Here is a 21426-nt window from a genome sequence, read left to right as displayed (position 1 = left end):
GCACGAACCCGGACACGCAGTCAGGCATGTCCGGGCATACGCGGGTTCAGGACCCGGGAACCCGCACGAACCCGGACACGCACCAGCACGGGAACCGACACGGAACCGGCGCCACGGGACTCAGCCGAGGCGGCCGCCGGACTCCTCGAGGTAGCAGTTGCCGCACAGCGACTCGTAGGTGACGACATCGACCGGCGCTGAGCCACCCGCGCCCTGGTCGATCGCGACCTGATCGCCGTCGAAGACGAAGCGCCCGCCGACGACCCGTCCGTTGAACACCGCCTTGCGTCCGCAGCGGCAGATCGTCTTGAGCTCCTCCAGTGAATGCGCGATGGCCAGCAGGCGGGCGGAGCCGGGGAAGGCATGCGTGAGGAAATCGTTGCGGATGCCGTAGGCCATCACCGGGATGCCGTCGACGACCGCGATGCGGAACAGATCGTCCACCTGATCCGGCGTGAGGAACTGAGCCTCGTCGATGAGCAGGCAGGCGACATCCGCCGGCCGCTCGGCCGGGATGAGTCCCTCGTCGTCGTGCCGCCGCATCCGCTCCCGGTGGTGCAGGAACAGCTCTCGGGCGTCGTCCTGCGGGCCGATCAGGAAGTCGACGTCACGGGTGACACCGAGACGGCTCTCGATCTGCGACGCGCCCTTGGTGTCGATCGCGGGCTTGGCGAGCAGAACGTGCTGACCACGCTCTTCGTAGTTGTATGCGGCCTGCAGCAGCGACGTGGACTTGCCCGAGTTCATCGCGCCGTAGCGGAAGTAGAGCTTCGCCACGGTCGCCTGCTAGCGGTTGATGCCGAGGGTCGCGGCCGTGGACGTCATCGACTGCTCAGCGGCCGCGGCATCCTCGTTGAGCTTCTCGCCGTACGTCGGGATGAGCTCGCGCAGCGTCGGCTCCCACGACGGGTAGTCCTCGGGGAAGCACTTCTGCAGCAGCTCGAGCATGATCGGAACGGCCGTGGATGCTCCAGGCGACGCACCGAGGAGCCCGGCGATCGAACCATCGGCGGCGGAGACGACCTCGGTGCCGAACTGCAGGATGCCGCCCTTCTCGGGGTCCTTCTTCATGACCTGAGCGCGCTGGCCGGCCTGGATCAGCGTCCAGTCCTCGTCCTTCGCGGTCGGCACGAACTCGCGCAGGCTGTCGACCTTCTTGCCGTGGTTCTTCACCAGCTCGCTGACGAGGTACGTGATGAGATCCGGGTTCGCGAAAGCGACCCGCAGCATCGGCCAGAGGTTGTGCGTACGGACCTGCCCGACAATGTCGAACCACGATCCGTTCTTGAGGAACTTCGGGCTGAAGGTGGCGAATGGCCCGAACAGGAGCGATTCCTCGCCGTCGACGACGCGGGTGTCCAGGTGCGGCACCGACATCGGCGGAGCTCCGACGGAGGCCTGCGAGTACACCTTCGCCTTGTGCTGGGCGACGACCTTCGGGTTCGTCGTCTTGAGGAACTGCCCGCCGATCGGGAAGACGCCGTAGCCCTTGATCTCGGGGATGCCGGAACGCTGCAGCAGCTTCAGCGCCCATCCGCCGGCGCCGACGAAGACGAAACGCGCCTTCACCTCGCTCGGGGTGAGGCCGAGGCCCGTGCGGTACTTGACCAGCCACGTGCCGTCCTTCTGGCGCTTGAGGCTGCGGACCTCCTGGTTGGTGCGCAGGTCGACGCCACTGGAGGTGAGGTGATCGAAGAGCTGGTGGGTGAGCGCACCGAAGTCGACGTCGGTCCCGGCCGGCACGCGCGTCGCCGCGAACGGCTCGCCCTTGCGGCGCTTCTGCATGAGCAGCGGGGCCCAGGTGTTGATGACGCGGGAGTCGTCGGAGAACTCGATGCCCTCGAACAGCGGCTGCTGCTTGAGCACTTCGTAGCGCTCCTTGAGGTAGGCGACATCCTGCTCGCCGCGCACGAACGTCATGTGCGGCGTGGCGTTGATGAACGTCGACGGCTCGTCGAGCACGCCCTTGTCCACCAGCGAGGACCAGAACTGGCGGCTCTGCTGGAACTGCTCGTTGATCGACACCGCCTTGGCGGGGTCGAGCGGGCCGTTCGGGTTCTTCGGCATGTAGTTGAGCTCGCAGAGGGCGGCATGCCCCGTGCCCGCGTTGTTCCACGGGTTGGAGCTCTCCTGCGCCACCTCGCTCAGCCGCTCGAAGGCGACGATCTTCCAGTCCGGCTGCAGTTCGTGCAGCAGCGTACCGAGGGTGGCGCTCATGATGCCGCCACCGATGAGGACGACGTCGACGGTTTCAGTCACCCGTCCAGTCTAGTTCGCCCCGGCATCCGCTCCGACCGGCGGCCGCACGGACCGATCTCGGGTACGGATGTCAGGAAATCCCCCGGATGCAGGGCCATCCAGGGCTGCATCGTCCGACACCCGGGAATCGTCCCGACATTCGTACCGCGGTGTCGGATGAGGCGGCCGGGTCAGGCCGGGACGGCGAGACGCGCGGCGACGATCTCGGCGATCTGGACGGCGTTCAGCGCCGCCCCCTTGCGCAGGTTGTCGTTGCTGATGAACAGCACGAGGCCCTTGTCCTCCGGGGCGGACTGGTCGGCGCGGATGCGACCGACGAAGCTCGGGTCCTTGCCTGCGGCGTACAGCGGGGTGGGGACTTCCTCGAGTACGACGCCGGGTGCGGCATCCAGCACCTCACGCGCGCGGTCGGGGGTGATGTCGCCCGCGAACTCGGCGTGGATGGACAGCGAGTGGCCGGTGAAGACCGGAACGCGCACGCACGTGCCGGCGACGCGCAGCTCAGGGAGTTCGAGGATCTTGCGGCTCTCGTTGCGGAGCTTCTTCTCCTCGTCGGTCTCGTTCTGCCCGTCATCGACGAGGTTGCCTGCGAACGGGATCACGTCGAACGCGATGGGCGCGACGTACTTCTCGGGCTGCGGGAAGTCGATGGAGGATCCGTCGTGCACGAGGCGCAGCGTGTCGCCCTGCGCCAGGACGCCCTCGACCTGTCCGAGCAGCTCCTGCGCACCGGCGAGACCGGAGCCGGAGACCGCCTGGTACGTCGACACGATGAGCCGCTCGAGACCGGCCTCGGCGTGCAGCGCCTTGAGCACCGGCATCGCGGCCATCGTCGTGCAGTTCGGGTTGGCGATGATGCCCTTGGGTCGCTCGTCGATCGCGTGCGGATTGACCTCGCTGACCACGAGCGGAACCTCGGGGTCGTTGCGCCAGGCGCTGGAGTTGTCGATGACGACGGCTCCGGCCTCGGCGAAGCGCGGCGCGTAAGCGCGGCTGGCCGTGGCACCAGCGGAGAACAGCGCGATCTCGATACCGGCCGGGTCTGCCGTCTCGACGTCCTCGGCGATGACCGTGACGCCGCCGAACTCGATCGCGCTGCCCGCCGAGCGTGCGGACGAGAACAGACGCAGCTCGCGGATCGGGAACGACCGCTCGCTGAGAATCTCGCGCATCACGGTGCCCACCTGTCCGGTGGCGCCGACGATGGCGACGGAGAATCCTGAGTCGGAGATACGGGTCATGTGCTTTCCTCGGGCTGATGCAGAACTGCAGGCGAGGCGCTCGGCGCGGCGTCGGAGTGCGGATGCCGCGCCTGGCGCCGATGTCAGGGTTTCGGCGAGTCTACCGCGCCGTGTCAGCGGCCGGTGCCGGCGTGGACCGTCGCCTCGATCTCGTTGTCGAGGCCGTAAGCGGTGTGCACGGCGCGCGCGGCGTCGGCGAGCTCGTCGCCGCGCAGCACGACCGAGATGCGGATCTCAGACGTCGAGATCATCTCGATGTTCACACCCGCGATCGACAGCGCCTCGAACAGCTTCGCCGAGACGCCGGAGTGCGTGCGCATGCCGGCACCGACGACCGAGAGCTTGCCGATCTGGTCGTCGTGGACGAGGCTCTCGAAGCCGATGTCCGCCTGCTCGCCGGCGAGCGCCTTGAGCGCGGCCGCGGCATCGGCCTTGGGAAGCGTGAAGGAGATGTCCGTGCGCCCGGTGGCCGCAGCCGACACGTTCTGCACGATCATGTCGACGTTCGCGCCCGACTTCGCGACGATCTGGAAGATCTCCGCCGCCTTCCCCGGCACATCGGGAACGCCGATGATCGTGATCTTGGCCTGGCTGAGGTCGGTGGCGACGCCTGCGACGATCGGTTCTTCCATGACTTCTCCCTCAGATTCGCGGGGGTTGAGCATCCCCCGACCAAGAACATACGTGCCTTCGGCCGCCGAGAACGACGAACGGGCGTGGATCAGGACGCCGTGGCGGCGCGCGTACTCGACGGCGCGGATGTACAGGACCTTGGCGCCGTTGGCGGCGAGCTCGAGCATCTCCTCGCTGGAGACGTGATCGAGCTTGCGCGCCTTCGGAATGACGCGCGGGTCTGCGGTGAAGATGCCGTCGACGTCGCTGTAGATCTCGCAGACGTCGGCCTTGAGCGCGGCCGCCAATGCGACGGCGGTGGTGTCCGACCCGCCGCGGCCGAGCGTCGTGATGTCCTGCGTGTCGTCGTTGAGCCCCTGGAATCCGGCGACGATGACGATCGCGCCCTCGTCGAGCGCCTCGCGCACGCGCTTGGGGTTGACCTCGACGATGCGGGCGGAGCCGTACTTGTCGTCGGTTCGCATTCCGGCCTGCGGTCCGGTGTAGGAGCGCGCCTCGAACCCCATCGAGTGGATGGCCATCGCCAGCAGCGCCATCGAGATGCGCTCACCGCTGGAGAGCAGCATATCCATCTCGCGCGGAGCCGGGATCGGGGCGACCTCGGCCGCGAGATCCAGCAGTTCGTCGGTCGTATCGCCCATCGCGCTCACCGCTACGACGACGTCGTGGCCGGCACGACGAGTGTCGACGATGCGCTTGGCGACGCGCTTGATGCTCTCTGCGTCGGCGACAGACGAGCCGCCGTACTTCTGCACGATGAGGGCCACGGAAACACTCCCAGATATTTCGGGCGGATCCGCCCACCGCACATTCTACTTTCGCGCCATATGCCCGATTGCGTATGTGACGTCGGCGACAACAGCGCTGGGCCGGTCAGCCGGTCGAGGATGCCGTGATCACGGCGTCGGCGGAGGAGTCGGCGTCACGGCGGGGGCCGAGCGCAGGCGTCCGCCGGTGGCTGCGAACCAGCATCCGATGATCACGAGCGGGAACCCGATCAGCAGGCCGGGTGTGATCGGCTCCGAGAGCACGAGCGCGCCGAGGAGGATGGCGACGATCGGGTTGACGTAGGTGAACAGGGGCGCTCGCACCGGCCCGACTTCGCGGATCAGCGCGAAGAAGGCGAGGAAGGCGATCGCCGTGCAGATGACCGCGAGGGCGAGCAGTGCTCCGGTCGACTCGAGCGTCGGCATCTCGTGCTGTGTCGCGAAGGCGATCGGCAGGTAGATGATGCCGATCGCGAGCAGCGCGAGGGTGATCGTGCCGAGCGACGGCACGTCGCCGAGCTTGCGCGCGATGATGAACGGCGCGATCGCGTACAGCACGGCGACCAGCAGCACCTCCCCCGCCGCGATCAGGTCGCCGGAGGCGAGGCCGGGTCCTGCGACGACGATCGCGACGCCGACGAAGCCGACCAGCAGTCCGCCGAGGCGAAGGGGCCGCAGCACGGTGCGATCGCCGCCGCCGAGCGCGATCAGCGCGGCGAACAGCGGCACGGTCGCGACCAGCAGACCGGTCGGCCCGGAGTGCAGCGTCTGCTCGGCGTGGCCGAGGAACACGAACGGCCCGCCCATCTCGACGAGTCCGAACGCGAGCACCCACGGCCATTTCTTGAGCGCAGGTCGCAGAGCGCCGCTGCGGATCGCGAACGGCAGCAGGAGGAGCGCGGCCACGAGAGTGCGACCGGCCACGATCGCCGGAGGCGAGTACGACTCCACGGCGATGCGGATGAACAGGTAAGGCACTCCCCACAGCAGAGCCATGGCGCCGAACAGCAGCCAGCCCCGCCGACTCACCGTGGTGTGCGCGTTCACCGGGTTTCCTGTGCGTCGATCGTCACAGCGTGCGGCGGCCTTCGAAGGCGCGACCGAGGGTGACCTCGTCGGCGTATTCGAGGTCGCCGCCGACAGGGAGACCGGATGCCAGGCGCGACACGGTGATCTGCATCGTCGTCAGCAGGCGGCTGAGGTAGCTCGCGGTCGCCTCGCCCTCGAGATTCGGATTGGTGGCGAGGATGACCTCCTGCACCGTGCCGTCCGCGAGGCGCGTCATGAGCTGGGCGATCCGCAGATCGTCGGGGCCGATGCCGGCGATCGGGCTGATCGCGCCGCCGAGCACGTGGTACAGACCGCGGAACTCGCGCGTGCGTTCGATCGCCGCGACGTCCTTGGCGTCCTCGACGACGCAGATGAGGGCTGCGTTGCGCCGCGGATCGCGGCAGATCGTGCAGCGGTCCTGTTCGGAGACGTTGCCGCAGACCTCGCAGAACCGCACGCGGGCGCGGACCTCTGTGAGCAGCTCGGACAGCCGCGCGACGTCGAACGACGGGGTCTGCAGGATGTGGAAGGCGATGCGCTGGGCCGACTTGGGGCCGATCCCCGGAAGGCGGCCGAATTCGTCGATGAGCTCCTGGACGATGCCGTCGTACATCAGCTGAACCTCGTCGCCGTCGGGGGCTCGTACGGCTCTTCGCGCACGAACGTCCCACCCAGCACCTGGCGGATCACGGCTTCGCCGTAGCGCTGGATGCCCTCTGGGGCCACGGAGCGAGCGGTGACGACAGGCGCTTGCGGTGCGGGACGCGCCGCCTGGGATGCCTGCGGCGCCGGCGTGCTGACGACAGCGGATGCCGCGGGCTCGGACGGTGCGGATGCCGAAGCCGGCGCGGCCCCGTATCCCACAGGGCCGGGCTCATCCGACGGATCGTACGGCGGTTCGTCTTCGTCCGGAGCCTGGTCGTCGTCCGGCAGCGGCGGTTCGTCGTCCGAGACGCGTCCGTCGACGGGCGGCTGCGGCGCCGACGCGGCCGACTCGACCTCGGCCGGTTCGTCATCGACCGGCAGCGGAGTCTGCGGCGGCTCGTTCCCCTTCGGGATGGGCGCGACGGCCCACTCGGTCACCGGCGAGGACGATAACGCGCTCGGCCGAGGGGCAGGTTCGGATGCCGGTGTCGCCGGCGCTGCGGCGGGCGGCACGGACGCCGCAGCCGGGGGCAGTGGAGCGGGCTTGTACTTCACCTTCACGCCGAGCTCCTGCTCGATCGCGGTGCGCAGGTGATCCGAGGGGCCGGGGCCCGGCGTCGGCCCTTTGAACCGGGTGACGTCCTGCGGGCCGGCGAAGCCGAGCGTGAGCACCTCGGTGTCCGTCTCGTACGCCAACGGCTGGATCGCAGTCACCATCAGCCATGCCGTGCGGCTGATCGACTCGAGACGCTTCAGCACGGCCTGCCAGGCGGAGCGGATCCGGTCGAAGTCCACCGGTGTCGATGCGGCCGGCGGGGTGGCGGAGGCGGGTTCGTGTGCGGGTTCTGAAGCCGGTGCGGGATCTGAAGCCGGTGCGGGATCTGAAGCCGGTGCGGGTTCAGGAGCCGGTGCGGATGCCTCTGGTGACGGGGTCTCCGCAGGAACGCGTTTCGGCTCGCCTGCGGCTCGCTCAACGAGCGAAGCGGGAGGCGCGACCGGAGCGGGCGCGACAACAGGCGCGGAGAGAGGCGCGACCGGAACGGACGCAGAGGGAGGCACGGCCTGAGCCGCGGGCGCGACAGCAGGCGCGGCGGCAGCAGGCGCGGTCTGAGCCGCAGGCGCAACAGCGGGAGCAGCGGCCACGACGGGGGCGAGCACGCGGGCGATCATGAGCTCGAGGTGCAGGCGCGGTGAGGTCGCGCCGGACATGTCGTCGAGCGCGGCACTCACGATGTCGGCCGTCTGCGAGAGTCGCGCCTGGCCGAAGGCCGAGGCCTGCGACTGCATCCGCTGCATCTCGTCGGAGGGAATGCCGCGCAGCACGGCGGCGGCCCCGTCCCCGACTGCCGCGATCACGATGAGGTCGCGCAGCCGCTCGAGCAGGTCGTCCACGAAGCGACGCGGATCCTGACCGGTCTGCACGACGCGGTCGACGGCGGGGAACGCGGCCGCGGCATCGCCGGCCGCCAGGGCGTCGACGATCTCGTCCAGCAGCGCGGCGTGCGTGTAGCCGAGCAGCGAGACCGCGCGCTCATACGCGACGTGGTCTCCATCGGACCCGGCGATCAGCTGGTCCAGCAGCGACAGGGTGTCGCGCGGCGAGCCGCCGCCGGCGCGCACCACGAGCGGCAGCACGCCCTGCTCGACCTCGACGCCCTCTTCGACGCACAGCTTCTCGACGTATTCGAGCATCGCCGCCGGCGGCACGAGCCGGAAGGGATAGTGGTGCGTGCGCGAGCGGATCGTGCCGAGCACCTTCTCGGGCTCGGTCGTGGCGAAGATGAACTTCACGTGAGCCGGCGGTTCCTCCACGAGCTTGAGCAGCGCGTTGAACCCCTGCGGCGTCACCATGTGCGCCTCGTCGAGGATGAAGATCTTGAAGCGATCGCGGCTGGGGGCGAACGTCGCGCGCTCGCGAAGATCGCGCGCGTCGTCGACGCCGTTGTGGCTGGCGGCGTCGATCTCGACGACGTCGAGCGAGCCTCCGCCGCTGCGGGACAGCTCGACGCAGCTCGGGCACACACCGCAGGGCGTGTCGGTGGGGCCCTCGGCGCAGTTCAGGCAGCGCGCGAGGATGCGAGCGGACGTCGTCTTGCCGCAACCGCGCGGGCCGGAGAACAGATAGGCGTGTCCGACGCGATCACCGCGCAGCGCCGTCATGAGCGGCTCGGTCACCTGCGACTGCCCGATCATCTCCGCGAAGTTCTCAGGCCGATAGCGGCGGTAAAGGGCTGTGGTCACCCGTCCAGCCTACGGCGTACCGCCGACATCGAGACCTCAGTCCGGGAAGCCGGTGATCACCGGGATCGCACTCGTCACGACCGGCACGGATGCCGACATCAGCGTGCCGTCATCGCGCCGCGCGTCGGCGAACTGACGAAGCGTCGGACGCCCCGGGATCACGGGTCCCTGACCGGCCAGCGCGACCACGGCATCCTGCCCTTCGGATGCCGTGTACGACGCGCCCCGAACCGAGAACGCCACCGGATCGCCCGAGCGGACATGCATCCGCAGTTCGTTGCGCGTCACGGTGACATCGAGCGCTGCGCCGCGCCACTGCAGCGGGTAGGACAGCGACGGCCAGTCCGCCGGGAGCCGCGGATCGAAGCTCAGCTCGCCCCCGTGATCCCGCATGCCGCCGAAGCCGCTCACGAGCGCCGTCCACACTCCGCCGGCCGAGGCCACGTGCACGCCGTCCGCCGCGTTGTGGTGCAGGTCGCCGAGGTCCACGAACAGCGACTGCTCGAAGTACTCCTTGGCGAGGTCCTGGTACCCCACTTCGGCGGCGAGGATCGACTGCACGACGGCCGACAGCGTGGAGTCGCCGGTGGTCAGCGGGTCGTAGTACTCGAAGTCCGCGAGCTTCTCCTCCGCCGAGAAGTGATTGCCCTGCAGGAACAGCGCGAGCACCACGTCCGCCTGCTTGAGCACCTGGAACCGGTAGATCACCAGCGGATGGAAGTGCAGCAGCAGCGGGCGCTGGTCATCCGGCGTGTGCGCCAGATCCCACACCTCGCGCTCCAGGAACAGCGAATCCTGAGGATGGATGCCGAGGCCCTCGCTGAACGGGATGTACATCGCGTCCGCCGCCTGCTCCCAGGCGTCGGCCTCCCCGGCATCCAGTCCCGTGCGTTCGACGAGGGCGTCGAAGCCGCGCGGGTCGCTCGCAGCGAGCTCGCGGACCACCCGCGAAGCCAGGCGCAGGTTGAAGCGCGCCATGACGTTCGTGAAGAGGTTGTCGTTGACGACGGTCGTGTACTCGTCCGGGCCGGTCACGCCGTGGATGTGGAAGGTCGCGTCCCCGTTCGTCCCCCGCCAGAACCCGAGCGTCGCCCACAGGCGAGCTGTCTCGACGGCGATGTCTGCGCCCTCGCGGTGCAGGAAGTCCACATCGCCCGTGGCGCGCACGTACTTTCCGAGCGCGAAGCTGACGTCGGCGTTGATGTGGTACTGCGCCGTGCCGGCCGCGTAATACGCGGATGCCTCTTCGCCGTTGATGGTGCGCCACGGGAACAGGGCACCTGCTTCGTTCAGCTGAGCGGCCCTGCGACGCGCGGCCGGCAGCATGAGAACGCGGGCGCGCAGCGCATTGCGCGCCCACTGCGGCGACGTGTAGGTGAGGAACGGCAGGACGTAGATCTCGGTGTCCCAGAAGTAGTGCCCGCTGTACCCGGAGCCGGACACGCCCTTCGCGGGGACGCCGGAACCGTCGGCTCGCGCCGAGGCCTGAGCCAACTGGAACAAGCACCACCGGGTCGCCTGCTGCAGGGCATCCTGACCCTCGATGCGCACGTCGCTGCGCGACCAGAACGCTTCCAGCCACTCGGACTGGGCGCGGAACTGCGCGTCGACGCCCTCGACCGCGACCCGGTCGAGCGAGCGGCGGCAGCGGTCGACCAGTTCGCGCGCCGGAACGCCGCGGGAGGTGTGATAGCTCACGAGCTTCGTGATCCGGATCGGGACGCCGGCCTTCGCCTGCACCCGGAACACGTTCTTCGTGATGTCGGGCTCGCACAGCTGCCGCGCGTTGTAGTCGTTGTCCGTCTCGATCATGTGATCGGCGACGACTGCGGCGGTCATGCCCGATTCGGTGACCTGGTACGACAGCGCTGAACGCAGGCCGTCCTGCCAGTACTCGACCGGCTGCAGCACCCGCTCGGTGATCTTCTCGGCGCGGCGCGGATCGAAACCGGCCTTCTTCGCGGGGACCGGCGTCCCGCCGTAGACGTTGCCGCCGTCCTGCCGGTTGAGGATCTGACAGCTGATCGTGACGGGAGCGTCCGAGTTCTCGACGGTCACCTCGAGGCGCAGGATCGCGAGGTGGCGCTCTTCGAAGCTGACCATCCGCTCGTCACGCATCCGCACGCGCTTTCCCGATGGCGTCTCCCACACCAGTTCCCTGGTCAGGATGCCGGTGCGCATGTCGAGGACCCGCGAGTAGTCGCGCACATCCGCCTCGTCGAACGAGATCGGTTCGTCGTCCACATAGACGCGCATGACCTTGGCATCGGGGGCGTTGATGATCGTCTGCCCGACCTCCGCGAAGCCGTACGCCTGCTCGGCGTGCCGGATCGGCCAGGTCTCGTGCAGGCCGTTGATGAACGTGCCGTGCTCGTGCGCGCCTCGCCCCTCGATGTGATTGCCGCGCAGGCCCAGGTAGCCGTTGCCGACTGCGAAGAGCGTCTCGGAGACGCCGTCCTCGGTGTAGCGCGTCTCGACGAGACGCCACGGGTCGACGGGGAAGCGGTCGCGATCGATCATGCGGTCTCCGAAGGTGTGGTCGGGAGCAGCAGGGCAAGGTCATCGACGATACAGGTGGCGCCGGACGCCCGCAGCACGTCGGGTCCGGCGCCGCGATCGACGCCGACGACGGTCGAGAAACCGGCGGCTGCTGCCGAGGCGACGCCGGCCACGGCATCCTCGACGGCTGCCGATGCGGCGACGTCGACGCCGAGCGCGGCAGCGCCGGCGGTGAACATGTCGGCGGCGGGTTTGGACGCGAGCGCGTCGCGCTCGGCGACCACGCCGTCGACGACGATCTCGAAGAAGTCGCGGATGCCGGCGCTGCCGAGCACCTCCTCGGCGTTCTTGGAGCTCGAGACGACGCCCATGCGGATGCCGGCATCCCGCAGCTGCTCGAGCAGGGCGAGCGAGCCGGGGTACGGCACGATGCCCTCGGCCCGGAGGGATGCCGAGAAGGCCGCGTTCTTGCGGTTGCCGATACCGCAGATCGTCTCCGCTTCGGGCGCGTCCTCGACGGCGCCCCAGGGAATCTCGATGTTGCGGCTGCGCAGCAGGCTCGCCACTCCGTCGTAGCGCTTCTTGCCGTCGACGTACGCGAAGTAATCCTCATCGGTGTACGCCGGTTCGATACCCCATCGGGCGAAGACCTCATCGAACACGGCCTGCCACGCACGCATGTGCACTTCGGCCGTCGGCGTCAGGACGCCGTCGAGGTCGAACAGGACACCGGACATGGTGCGCAGATCGGGCAGGGGGTCGGACACGCAGGCCTCCAAGGGAGCATCGGAGTTTCGGGCCGGCACCTCCGTGTGCCACTGCCAGCGTAATGCGCCGAGCGCGCCCGACGCTACGCCCGCACCGCGGCTGCATGGCAGACTGGCGTGCAGATCGAAAGGGGTCCAGGTGCTCGCTGCCGAACGCCGCTCGCGCATCGTCTCCGAAGTGCGCCGCGCCGGAGCCGCGGCCGTCGCCGACCTCGCGACGACCTTGAACGTCAGCGAGATGACGGTCCGCCGCGACATCGACGTCCTCGCGCAGCAGGGTGTGCTGGACAAGGTCCGCGGCGGTGCCACGATCCCACGGGTGTCCGAGAGGTCAGACGTCGATTTCGCGTCCCAGACGCGCCTCCGACTCGCCGAGAAGAACGCCGTCGCCAGGAGCGCGGCCGAACTCGTCGAGCCGGGGATGGCGATCGGACTCTCCGGTGGCACGACGGCGTGGGCACTCGCCCGCGTGCTGCGCGGCATCGCGGACCTGACGATCGTGACCAACTCGCTTCCGGTCGCCGATGTCTTCGCGCGCCCGGACCGCGCCGACGAGCCGTACACGCAGACGGTGGTGCTCACCGGCGGCGTCCGCACACCGGCCGATGCCCTCGTGGGCCCGATCGCCGTGCGCGCGCTCGAAGTGCTGCACTGCGACCTGGTCTTCCTCGGCGTGCGAGGCGTCGATCTCCAGGCCGGCCTGACGACCTCGAATCTGCTCGAGGCCGAGACCAACCGCGCCCTCATCGCGACGGGAAGCACGTCCGTCGTCCTGGCGGATCACTCGAAGTGGGGCGCCGTCGGGCTCACCACGATCGTGGACGTCGACGAGATCGACCGCCTCATCATGGACGACGCGCTGCCGGCCGATGCCGCAGAGCAGCTCGCCGCCCACGTCGAACTCACGCTCGCCCCGGTCGAGGCGCCCGCCGCGGACTGAATCAGCGTTCGGTCGACGCGCGCTTCACGATGCGCGCCCCGACGACGACGTGCCGCACCGGCATGTCCATGCCGGGCGGCGTGTTCATCTGACGTTCCAACTGGTCCAGCGCTGCGTCCACGAGCGCACCGTCGTCCGGGGCGACCGAGGTGAGCGTCGGGGCCGAGAAGCGCGCGGCGTGCACGTCGTCGAAGCCGATCACGGCCACGTCGGTCGGGACGCGCGCACCGGCGTCGTGCAGCGCCGAGAGCACGCCGAAGGCGAGGGAGTCGTTCGAGCAGACCACCCCGTCGCACGCTACGCCGCGGGCGAGAAGATCCGCCATCGCGCGGTGCCCCTCCTCCGGCGTGAACGCATCGACGGTCGCGACGAGCGACGCGTCATCGCCGATACCGAGCCGGTCGACCGCCGTTCGATAGCCGGCGAAACGCTGATCCGCGGCATCCGACGGCAGGGCATCCCGGCGGCCGATGAACGCGATGCGGCGGCATCCTGCATCGGCGAGGTGCACCGTCGCGGCATCGGTGCCGCCCTTGTTGTCGACCGTCACGTGCGTGAACGGGCTGACCTGGATGTGCTCGCCGAGCAGCACGATGGGCCCCGGCGCGGTGCGCCGGGTCAGATCGCCGACCGTGAGCGACCGAGGGATGTGGATGAGCCCGTCGATCGGAGGGAGGCCGACCCCGTTCGCGATGTCGACTTCGCGCTCGTGGAGACCCGCGGTCTGCTGGATGAGGATCGACAGTCCTCGCTCGTGCGCCCGCGTGACGAACAGCGACGTGAGTTCCGCGAAGTACGGCTCGTTCAGGTCAGGGACGGCGAGCGCGACGATGCCGGTCCGCGTGCGCCGGCTCACCGGCGCACTGCGCGCATGCGCTTCGTTCACGGCCACGCTCCTCGTCGAGATGCTCTGGGATCTCACGCTACCGCCCACGGACGGCTCACCTCTGCACCCGGAACGCGACGACGCGCGCCTGCCGTGCGCCGTTCGTCGCGGACACCACCAGGCGCACCGCGGAGAAGGCCCCGAGATCGGCCGGCAGCGCATGCTGACGATGCCGGCGCCGGTTGTCCTGCACATCGGCGATCATGGTCCACCCGCCTGAGCCGAGGACCTCCAGCCGGTAGTCCCGCACCAACTGCGGGATGACACGGTCAGGGCTCCGGTGGTGGTGCAGCGTGTTCAGCTCGAGGTCGACGTCGTCGTCGAAGACCAACCGGATCTCGCTCGCGATGACGGGTTCATCCCAGTCCAGGCGCAGCCACTCGTCGCGTCCGGGGATCATCGGCTCCGACGCCCACATGTTCGGTCCGTCGTAGGGTCGGTTGAATCCGCCGGTCGCGCGCTCGGGGGCGAGGACCGCGGATTCCCGAAGCGCCCGGAACAGCACCGAGCGTCCTCGGAGCGGTTTGGTCGGCCACTGCACGACCAGTTCGCCTCGGCTGATCTCGACGTTCTGATCGTCGTTGTCGATGCGATGGACAAGGGTGAGGACGCCAGGAGGCAGCTCGGTGGTGGTGAACAGCGTCACCGTCGGATCGTGCCGGACGACCACGATCACGTTCCGCGCGCGATCGGACATGTACGGCAGCTCGATATCGATCCAGCGCGCCTCGCCCGCCGGGACGGGAACGGATGCCGCGGCCACCCGTTCCACCGGGATCACGTTCTGCGGGAGATCGGAGACGAACGCCTCGACGACGAGCGTCGTGTCGGCATCGGCCGCCACGCGCAGGGCGATGCCGCCGAGCTCGTCGGTCACCGGCACGACGATCCCGATGTCGTCGGTCAGCGGGTGCGGGATGCCGTCGCCGGCGGCATCCGTGCCGATCGTCCGGGTGAAACCGGATGCCGTGACCGACGCCGCCCTGGCGAGATCGTCCGGATCCTCGTTCGCGACGCCGATCAGCGTGGCGTCGGCGCGCAGAAGGGTCTGACGCAGCTCCGGCAGATGGTGCTGATGGAGCCCTCGCGGCGACGTATCGCGGGTCACGCTCAGCGCCGCGGCGGTACCGGCGGCCTCCCCCATCGCTGCACAGGTGGCCATGACCCTGGCCGCACCGAACGCGATGTGCGTCGCGGAGACGAGTCGACCGGCCATGAGCAGGTTGCTCACGTTCTGCGAATACAGCGAGCGGTACGGGATCTCGAAGACGCCGTTGGAGAAGCGCTGGACCGCGCCGGCACCGGTCGCGTACATGCCGCCGGCCGGGTGCAGATCGATGGACCACCCGCCGAACGCGACGCCGTCCTCGAAGGACGTCTGATCGACGATGTCGCCCTGATGCAGCGTGTAGTCGCCGATGAACCGGCGGTACTCGCGCTTGCCGGGGATGTTGCCGATCCACTCCAGATCGAGGGTGTCGGCGACGAAGCGTCCTGAGTTCTTGATGTAGTCCCAGATGCCGAGGATCACACCGCGCAGTTCGTCGCGGATGCGCTCGTTGTCGTCGACGATGTCCAGCTCGCCGCCCCACTCGACCCACCAGTACGCGGCTCCGCTGTCGCCGGAGCGGATGATGCGGGACTCAGGGATCGGGGTCGTCGTGATGTCGATCGTCGAATCGGGCGCGACGAAATCGACCGGGCGTCCGAGGTCCTTGGAGTAGAACAGCAGCGTCGAGCCGAGGAACTCCTGTTTCGGCTCCTCGGGTGCCCACTCCTCCCCGAACTCCGCCTTGCCCTCCTTGCCGAGCCGGTAGCGCGCACCGGCCAGGTGACCGACGAGACCGTCGCCCGTGCAGTCCAGGAAGACCGGCGCGGTGAAGACCGTGGTGATCTCCGACCCCATGGTCCACCCGGTGACGGAATCGATCACCCGGTCGTTCTCCGGCCCATGTGCGGCCACCTCGCGGACATCGGTGTTCAGGAAGAGCGTGATGTTCTCCTCCGCCCTGACGGCATCCAGCACCACGTCATCCCAGTGGATCGGGTTGCCCTCCGGGTTGCGGTACTGGTTCTCGACGTACAGCTCGCCGATGACCCCGGTCTCGCGTGCCCAGCGCTGGTTGCCGTGAGCCGTCGCCCCGCACACCCACACCCGCACCTCGGACGACGAGTTGCCGCCGAGGACGGGCCGGTTCCCGATCAACGCCACGCGCTGTCCGAGCCGGGCGGCTGAGATGGCGGCCGAGACCCCGGCGAGACCTCCTCCGACGACGACGACGTCGGTCTCGATCCTCTGGCTGCGCATGCTGATGGGTTCCTTCCGTGGGTGGTGGGTGTGCGGGACGCGGGCGCCGGGCTCAGCCGGTCGCGGCGATCGCTTCTATCTCGAAGACGCGTGCGACGTCGGTCTCCGATGCCGAGGGGTCCGAGATCTCCAGGCGCACGCCGTCCGCGATCAGGCCTCCGACGTCGACTCGCACGAGCCGATCCGCGTTGGCGGTATACGTGCCGACCTCGGTCCAGCCGTCCGCGGTGTGCACGAGCACCGTGAATCCGCGCAGCACCGCTGAGGTGCCCGGATCCACGCTGTAGCCGCTGCGGACGCGGACCTCGTCGAGCGCGCTGGCCTCGAGCCAGGTGATCTCGATGCTCGGTGCAGCGTCGCCGACCGCCGAGATCCAGCGGCTGGCGTCCGTGCAGAGCCCGTCGACGGCGCGCTCCGGTCCGGTGTCGGCGCGGAGCTGGGACGACGCGACGACGCTCGCCCCCTGGGCGACGTTGGTGCCGCCCAGATCCCCGCGCAACGCGTCGACGATGTCCGCAAGCTGCTCGCCCTGGCGACGCGGGGCGAGACGTGGGACCTCGGCATACGACAGCCGAGCCGGGTTCGCGTTGGGCGCGCTGAGATAGAGCAGGTCGGTGCCGGCGCCTGTCGTCGTGGCCCGGAGCCGCTGCTGTCCGCTGCGCTGCTCGCCGACCGGCTCGTACGTCCAGCCGTCCTGCCCCTCGGCCCGCTCGATCTTCACCACCTGGCTGCGCAGCTCGCCGCACACCTGGGCGGTGACGGCGGCGTACACCCGCACGGTGGCGCCGTGCGCCGTCATGTCGATCGTCGCGCTGGTCGCGGTACCTGTGCCGAGTTCGGAGACATCGACGAGCGTCTCGCTGGACCAGGCGGTGCCGTCCCAGGACGCGTGCAGCACGTCGTAGGCGGTCGCGTCCTTCTCGATGAAGCGGTACGTGATGCCGACGAGCTGATCGCCGCGCAGCGCCATCTTGGCTGTCTGGAGCGCGGGCGTGTAGCTGGAGATGTCCTCGTCCGTGCCGAAGTCGCGCCAGATCACCGCACCGCCGCTGTCCGGCGTGACCGGCCCGGCGATCGTCTGACCGGCGATGTCCTCGGTCGCACCGGTGGCCGGGTCGTACACGGCGTACGACCCGAGATGACGCGACGGGTCGGCGGGCCAGGGGCCCCATTCCCAGAGCACGTGCACTCTGCCGTCCGGGTCCACCTGGAGGTCATCGGGGTAGAACGAGTACCCTGCCGCGCCGGCGATCGTCGTCGCGCGCTGCCAGGCTCCGGCATCCGGGTCGTAGTGGTAGAGCACTCCGTCGCGCCGCCCCTGCGGGTCGGCGCCGCTGCGGACCAGCAGCCAGGCGTCGCCGTCCGCGCCGTGCGCGGTGATCGGATAGGTGATGGTCGCCGTCTGATCGGGCATCTCGGCTGTCGCGTCGACGAGGCTCGTGACATCGCCCGCCGTCGTCGAGCGGAAGTAATTCCACTGCTCGTGATGCATCGAGACGAAGGCATGGATGACGCCCTCCCCGTCGACGACGATCGACGGCTGGTTGTGGCCGTTGTCGTCGACGAAGCTCACGCATGCGCCGGCGGCATCCTGAAGACACCCGTCCGTCCACGCTCCGTCCTGGGAACGCGCAGCGAGGTGCACCTGGTGCGTCGCCGCGGTCGGACCAGGAGCGTTGTAAGCGAAGTAGGCGATGCCGCCGACCTCATCGATCGGATTCCACCACCCCGCCTGATTGGAGGCGTCCACGCGGAACGGCAGGTCCTCCACGGTCTTCTGCATCGGTGCGGCGACGGCGGGGACGAACCCCGCCGTCGCGAGCACCGCGCCGGCGAGCACGCCGACCGCGATACGACGACGCATGACTCAGCCGACGAGCTTCTGGGCGGCTTCGCCTGCCGCCTTCATGGCGTCGGCGGGTGTCGCCGAGCCGACGAGGACGGCCTGCACCTGCTCGGCGATCTCGGTCTCGATCTGGGAGTACGTCGTGAAGGCCCAGAACGGGTTGGACGTGGCCGTCGCCGTGATGCGCTCGCTGAACAGGGTCCCGAACACGTCGTCCTTGACGACGTCGGACTCCTGCGCCTCGGTGGTCACCGGCGGCAGGCCGCGCACGGCGTAGTCTGCCAGCACGGTGTCGAGGTCGCTCGTCGCGAACTGGGCGAAGTCTCCGGCGGTGGGTGCGCCTTCCCCATCGATGACGGCGATCGCGCCGCCCCAGACCAGTGCCCTCGGGGTGTCGCCGTCCTTCAGGACCGGACGCGAGACGGGAGCGAGCTTGTTCGCGAGGTCGGGGTCCGGCGATTCGCCGACGACCGCGTTGCGCCCGACCGGTGCGTCGTCGTAGATCGCGGCGCGCCCCTGCGCGAAGAGCGAACGCGCATCGAACCGATCGACATCGGCCGCGATGAGTCCCTGGTCGTACAGCCCCTTGTACCAGGTGACGGCCTCGATCGAGGCGTCGTCGCCGATCGTGACGGTGTCGCCTTCGACGAGCGGGCTGCCGAAGGTCTGCATCCAGATGAGGATGTCCTTCAGCTGCGCCGCCTTGGTGGATGCCGCGTAAGGGATGAGTCCTCCGCCGAGCCCCTTGAGGTCCTTGAGCGTCTTCTCGTACGCGTCGATCGTGGTCGGGAACTCTTCAGGAGTCACCCCGACCTTGGCGAGGAGTTCGGAGTTCGTCACGAGCCCGATCGCGCCGATCGTCCACGGCAGGGCGTACTGGGTGCCGTCGAACTGCGCAGCCTTCAGCGCGGCATCCGTGTAGCCGCGTCCCTCGGTGAGCGACGAGAGGTCCTGGAGTTTGCCGAGTGCGGCCAGCGACCCGAGCCACGCGACGTCGACGTGTGCAGCACCGGTGAACTGACCGCCTCGCACCTGCAGCAGCAACTGGTTGAAGTACTCGTTGTACGGGAACGAGACGTCCTTCACCGTCACGGACTGCTTGTCCTGGTAGGACGCGACGATCTGCTCCAGTGCGGGGGCCGCGGCCTCCTCGGTGAAGGACCACGAAGCGAACGAGAAATCGGTCGGATCGGCACCGTTGAGTCCGGCCGCGGAGCCGGCACCGGCCGCCGGACCCGTGCCGCCGCCGGTCCCGGTCGGCGCGCAGGCCGCCAGCGTCACGGCTGCGGCGCCGATGCCGAACAGCTGCAGCGCACGGCGGCGATTGAACTCGAGGTTCATGAGGGGTGATGCGGACATATCGTCCTCCTTGTCGATGTGTCTGGTGGGTGGGAATACGCGTGCGGATCAGCCCTTGACCGCGCCGGCGGTCATGCCACCGACGAGGAAGCGCTGAAGCAGGATGAAGGCGATCGCGACGGGGAGCGAGACCACGAGGGATGCCGCCATGAGTTCGGGCCACGCCGTGGACGCCTCGCCGACGTACGTGTTGACGAGTCCGGGGGGCAGCGTCTGCTTCTCGGGTCCGGCGAGCGTCAGCGCGAAGATGAAGTCGTTCCAGCCGCGGACGAACGCGAACAGCCCGGCGGCCACGAGGCCCGGTGCGGAGAGCGGCAGCACGATGGAGTGGATGATGCGAAGCCGTGAGGCGCCATCAACGCGCGCAGCTTCGATGAGCTCGTCCGGAATCGTGTCGAAGAAGCCCTTCAGCATCCAGACGCACAGCGGCAGGGTGAAGGTCGTGAACGACAGCACCAGCGCGGTGTAGGTGTTCAGAAGGTTGTACGCCGCGAACACCGTGTACAGCGTCACCAGCAGCAGTGCCTGAGGGAACATCTGAGACGCGAGCACGAAGTACATCAGCGCGCGGCGCCCCGTGTAGCGGAACTTCGAGAACGAATAGCCCATGTAGGCCGACACGAGCACCGAGAGGATCGCGGTGATGACCGACACGATGACGCTGTTCTGCAGATAGACGAACAGCTGCGGGTTGGAGAACAGCGACGTGTAGGCCTCGAAGGAGATCTCGGTCGGGAAGAGCTTCGGCGGGTACGCGAAGACATCCGTCTTCGGTGTGAGCGACGTCACGAGCAGCCAGTACACCGGCAGCAGCGCGAAGCCGCCGAAGACGATGATGGTGAGCCACGCGGCGATGCGCACGCCAGGGCGCTCACGCCGCTCGGCGGATGCCGGGCGCGGCTTGCGCGCCTTGCGAGGAGGGAGCACCTGAGCGGCCGTGGCCCCCGCTGAGGCGGCCGGGTTCTCCGGCAGCAGTGTGGCGGTCATTTCTTCTCCCCCTTCTCCGAGAAGCGCACGTACACGACGACGAGGATCATCAGCAGCAGGAGCCAGAGCAGGCCCAGAGCACCCGCGCGGCCGAGGTCGAAGCTGTGGAAGGCGGTCTCGTACACGGCGGTCGCGAACGTCTGCGTGCTCCCCGCCGGCCCACCGCCGGTGAGGACGTAGATGATGTCGAAGTGCTGGAAGTTCCAGATGAACTCGAGCAGCAGGACGAGTCCGATGATCCCCTGCATCTGCGGGACCGTGATGGAGAAGAAGCGGCGGATCGTGCCGGCGCCGTCGATCTCGGCGGCCTCATGCAGTTCGCGCGGCACGGTCTGCAGACCCGCCAGAAGCATGACCATCATCCAGGGGAACGACTGCCAGGTCTTGGCGATGATCACGGCCAGCATCGCCGTGCCCGGCTGCGCGAGCCATGCCTGCGGTTCGTCGATCAGGCCGATCCCCTGCAACAGGGCGTTCATCACGCCGTAGTTCGCGTTGAAGATCCACATCCACAGGAACGACACCACGACACCGGGCACCAGCCACGGGATCAGCATGAGTCCGCGCATGACCTTGGATCCCGCGATGCGGGTGTTCAGCGCCAGCGCCAGCCCGAACCCGATGATGAACGGCAGCACCGTGGTCCCGATCGTGAAGACCATCGTCTGGGCGAACAGCGTCGCGAACTCGCTCTGGAGGACGTCGATGATGTTCTGCATCCCGACGAACTCCCGGCCCGGGTACAGCAGGCTCTGCTCGAAGAAGGCGGTGACGAGACTCGTGATCAGCGGATAGACCACGACCGCCGCGAGCAGCGCGAGCCCGGGGACGACGAGAAGGAAAGCGAACATCTTGTCCGAGATGCGTCTCGGTTTGTTCACTTCTGTTATTGGTTGTGAAGTCATGTTTCCCACGTCTCTGTGCGGACTCTGTCGCCTTTGAGCAGACAACCCAGCAGGGGTGCGGAACCAGCATCGCCGAGCCGGAGCTCCTCGTCA

The 21426-nt window shown here is 68.7% G+C and carries 16 protein-coding genes; 1 reads left to right on the top strand and 15 read right to left on the bottom strand.

Features of this window, described 5'->3' with window-relative positions; translation table 11 throughout:
- Positions 1–120: 120 nt before the first annotated feature.
- The 9 genes from ACI7YT_RS04550 to ACI7YT_RS04510 all read right to left on the bottom strand — a co-directional run bounded on the left by ACI7YT_RS04550 (position 121) and on the right by ACI7YT_RS04510 (position 12102).
- Positions 121–777, bottom strand: coding sequence for a thymidine kinase (locus ACI7YT_RS04550; protein WP_406249284.1), 657 nt, complete (start codon positions 775–777; stop codon positions 121–123).
- A gap of 9 nt (positions 778–786) precedes the next feature.
- Positions 787–2217, bottom strand: coding sequence for a malate dehydrogenase (quinone) (mqo, locus tag ACI7YT_RS04545; protein WP_406250491.1), 1431 nt, complete (start codon positions 2215–2217; stop codon positions 787–789).
- Between the two features lie 212 nt (positions 2218–2429).
- On the bottom strand, positions 2430–3500 hold the full coding sequence (locus tag ACI7YT_RS04540; RefSeq protein WP_406249283.1) for an aspartate-semialdehyde dehydrogenase: 1071 nt from the start codon (positions 3498–3500) through the stop codon (positions 2430–2432).
- Between the two features lie 113 nt (positions 3501–3613).
- Complete coding sequence (locus tag ACI7YT_RS04535; protein WP_406249282.1) at positions 3614–4900, bottom strand: aspartate kinase; 1287 nt, start codon at positions 4898–4900, stop codon at positions 3614–3616.
- Between the two features lie 129 nt (positions 4901–5029).
- Entirely contained in the window at positions 5030–5947 is a 918-nt protein-coding gene (locus ACI7YT_RS04530) for a DMT family transporter (protein ID WP_406249281.1), read from the bottom strand.
- A gap of 22 nt (positions 5948–5969) precedes the next feature.
- The gene (gene recR, locus ACI7YT_RS04525; protein ID WP_406249280.1) at positions 5970–6563 is read right to left on the bottom strand and encodes a recombination mediator RecR; all 594 of its coding nucleotides are present in this window, start codon (positions 6561–6563) and stop codon (positions 5970–5972) included.
- Positions 6563–8836: a DNA polymerase III subunit gamma and tau gene (locus ACI7YT_RS04520; protein ID WP_406249279.1), complete on the bottom strand. Its 2274-nt coding sequence runs from the start codon at positions 8834–8836 to the stop codon at positions 6563–6565. Before ACI7YT_RS04520 ends, recR begins: the two co-directional genes overlap by 1 nt.
- A 36-nt stretch (positions 8837–8872) precedes the next feature.
- Complete coding sequence (locus ACI7YT_RS04515) at positions 8873–11356, bottom strand: glycoside hydrolase family 65 protein (RefSeq protein ID WP_406249278.1); 2484 nt, start codon at positions 11354–11356, stop codon at positions 8873–8875.
- Positions 11353–12102, bottom strand: coding sequence for an HAD family hydrolase (locus ACI7YT_RS04510; protein WP_406249277.1), 750 nt, complete (start codon positions 12100–12102; stop codon positions 11353–11355). The genes ACI7YT_RS04515 and ACI7YT_RS04510 overlap by 4 nt, the downstream gene beginning before the upstream one ends.
- A 139-nt stretch (positions 12103–12241) precedes the next feature.
- Between ACI7YT_RS04510 and ACI7YT_RS04505 the strand changes: the two genes are divergently transcribed.
- Positions 12242–13042: a DeoR/GlpR family DNA-binding transcription regulator gene (locus ACI7YT_RS04505; RefSeq protein WP_406249276.1), complete on the top strand. Its 801-nt coding sequence runs from the start codon at positions 12242–12244 to the stop codon at positions 13040–13042.
- A 1-nt stretch (position 13043) separates the two neighbouring features.
- Here ACI7YT_RS04505 and ACI7YT_RS04500 read toward each other — a convergent pair whose 3' ends face one another.
- Genes ACI7YT_RS04500 through ACI7YT_RS04475 form a run of 6 tightly spaced genes read right to left on the bottom strand, consistent with a single transcriptional unit; the run spans position 13044 to position 21309 of the window.
- The gene (locus tag ACI7YT_RS04500) at positions 13044–13928 is read right to left on the bottom strand and encodes a LacI family DNA-binding transcriptional regulator (RefSeq protein ID WP_406249275.1); all 885 of its coding nucleotides are present in this window, start codon (positions 13926–13928) and stop codon (positions 13044–13046) included.
- Positions 13929–13983: 55 nt separating this feature from the next.
- Entirely contained in the window at positions 13984–16236 is a 2253-nt protein-coding gene (locus ACI7YT_RS04495; RefSeq protein ID WP_406249274.1) for an FAD-dependent oxidoreductase, read from the bottom strand.
- Between the two features lie 52 nt (positions 16237–16288).
- Positions 16289–18100, bottom strand: a complete 1812-nt coding sequence (locus tag ACI7YT_RS04490; RefSeq protein WP_406249273.1) for a BNR-4 repeat-containing protein — start codon at positions 18098–18100, stop codon at positions 16289–16291.
- A gap of 3 nt (positions 18101–18103) precedes the next feature.
- Positions 18104–19441 carry an extracellular solute-binding protein gene (locus ACI7YT_RS04485; protein ID WP_406249272.1) on the bottom strand — a complete coding sequence of 446 codons (1338 nt, stop codon included), beginning with the start codon at positions 19439–19441 and terminating at the stop codon, positions 18104–18106.
- Between the two features lie 48 nt (positions 19442–19489).
- Entirely contained in the window at positions 19490–20428 is a 939-nt protein-coding gene (locus ACI7YT_RS04480) for a carbohydrate ABC transporter permease (protein WP_406249271.1), read from the bottom strand.
- Entirely contained in the window at positions 20425–21309 is an 885-nt protein-coding gene (locus ACI7YT_RS04475) for a carbohydrate ABC transporter permease (protein WP_406249270.1), read from the bottom strand. Before ACI7YT_RS04475 ends, ACI7YT_RS04480 begins: the two co-directional genes overlap by 4 nt.
- Between the last annotated feature and the right edge of the window lie 117 nt (positions 21310–21426).

Origin of the sequence: Microbacterium sp. M, assembly GCF_045181065.1 — a bacterium.
In the GTDB taxonomy this organism is placed as follows: Bacteria; Actinomycetota; Actinomycetes; order Actinomycetales; family Microbacteriaceae; genus Microbacterium.
The sequence above is the reverse complement of the archived record's forward strand: the minus strand, read 5'-3'. Positions and strand labels throughout refer to the sequence as shown.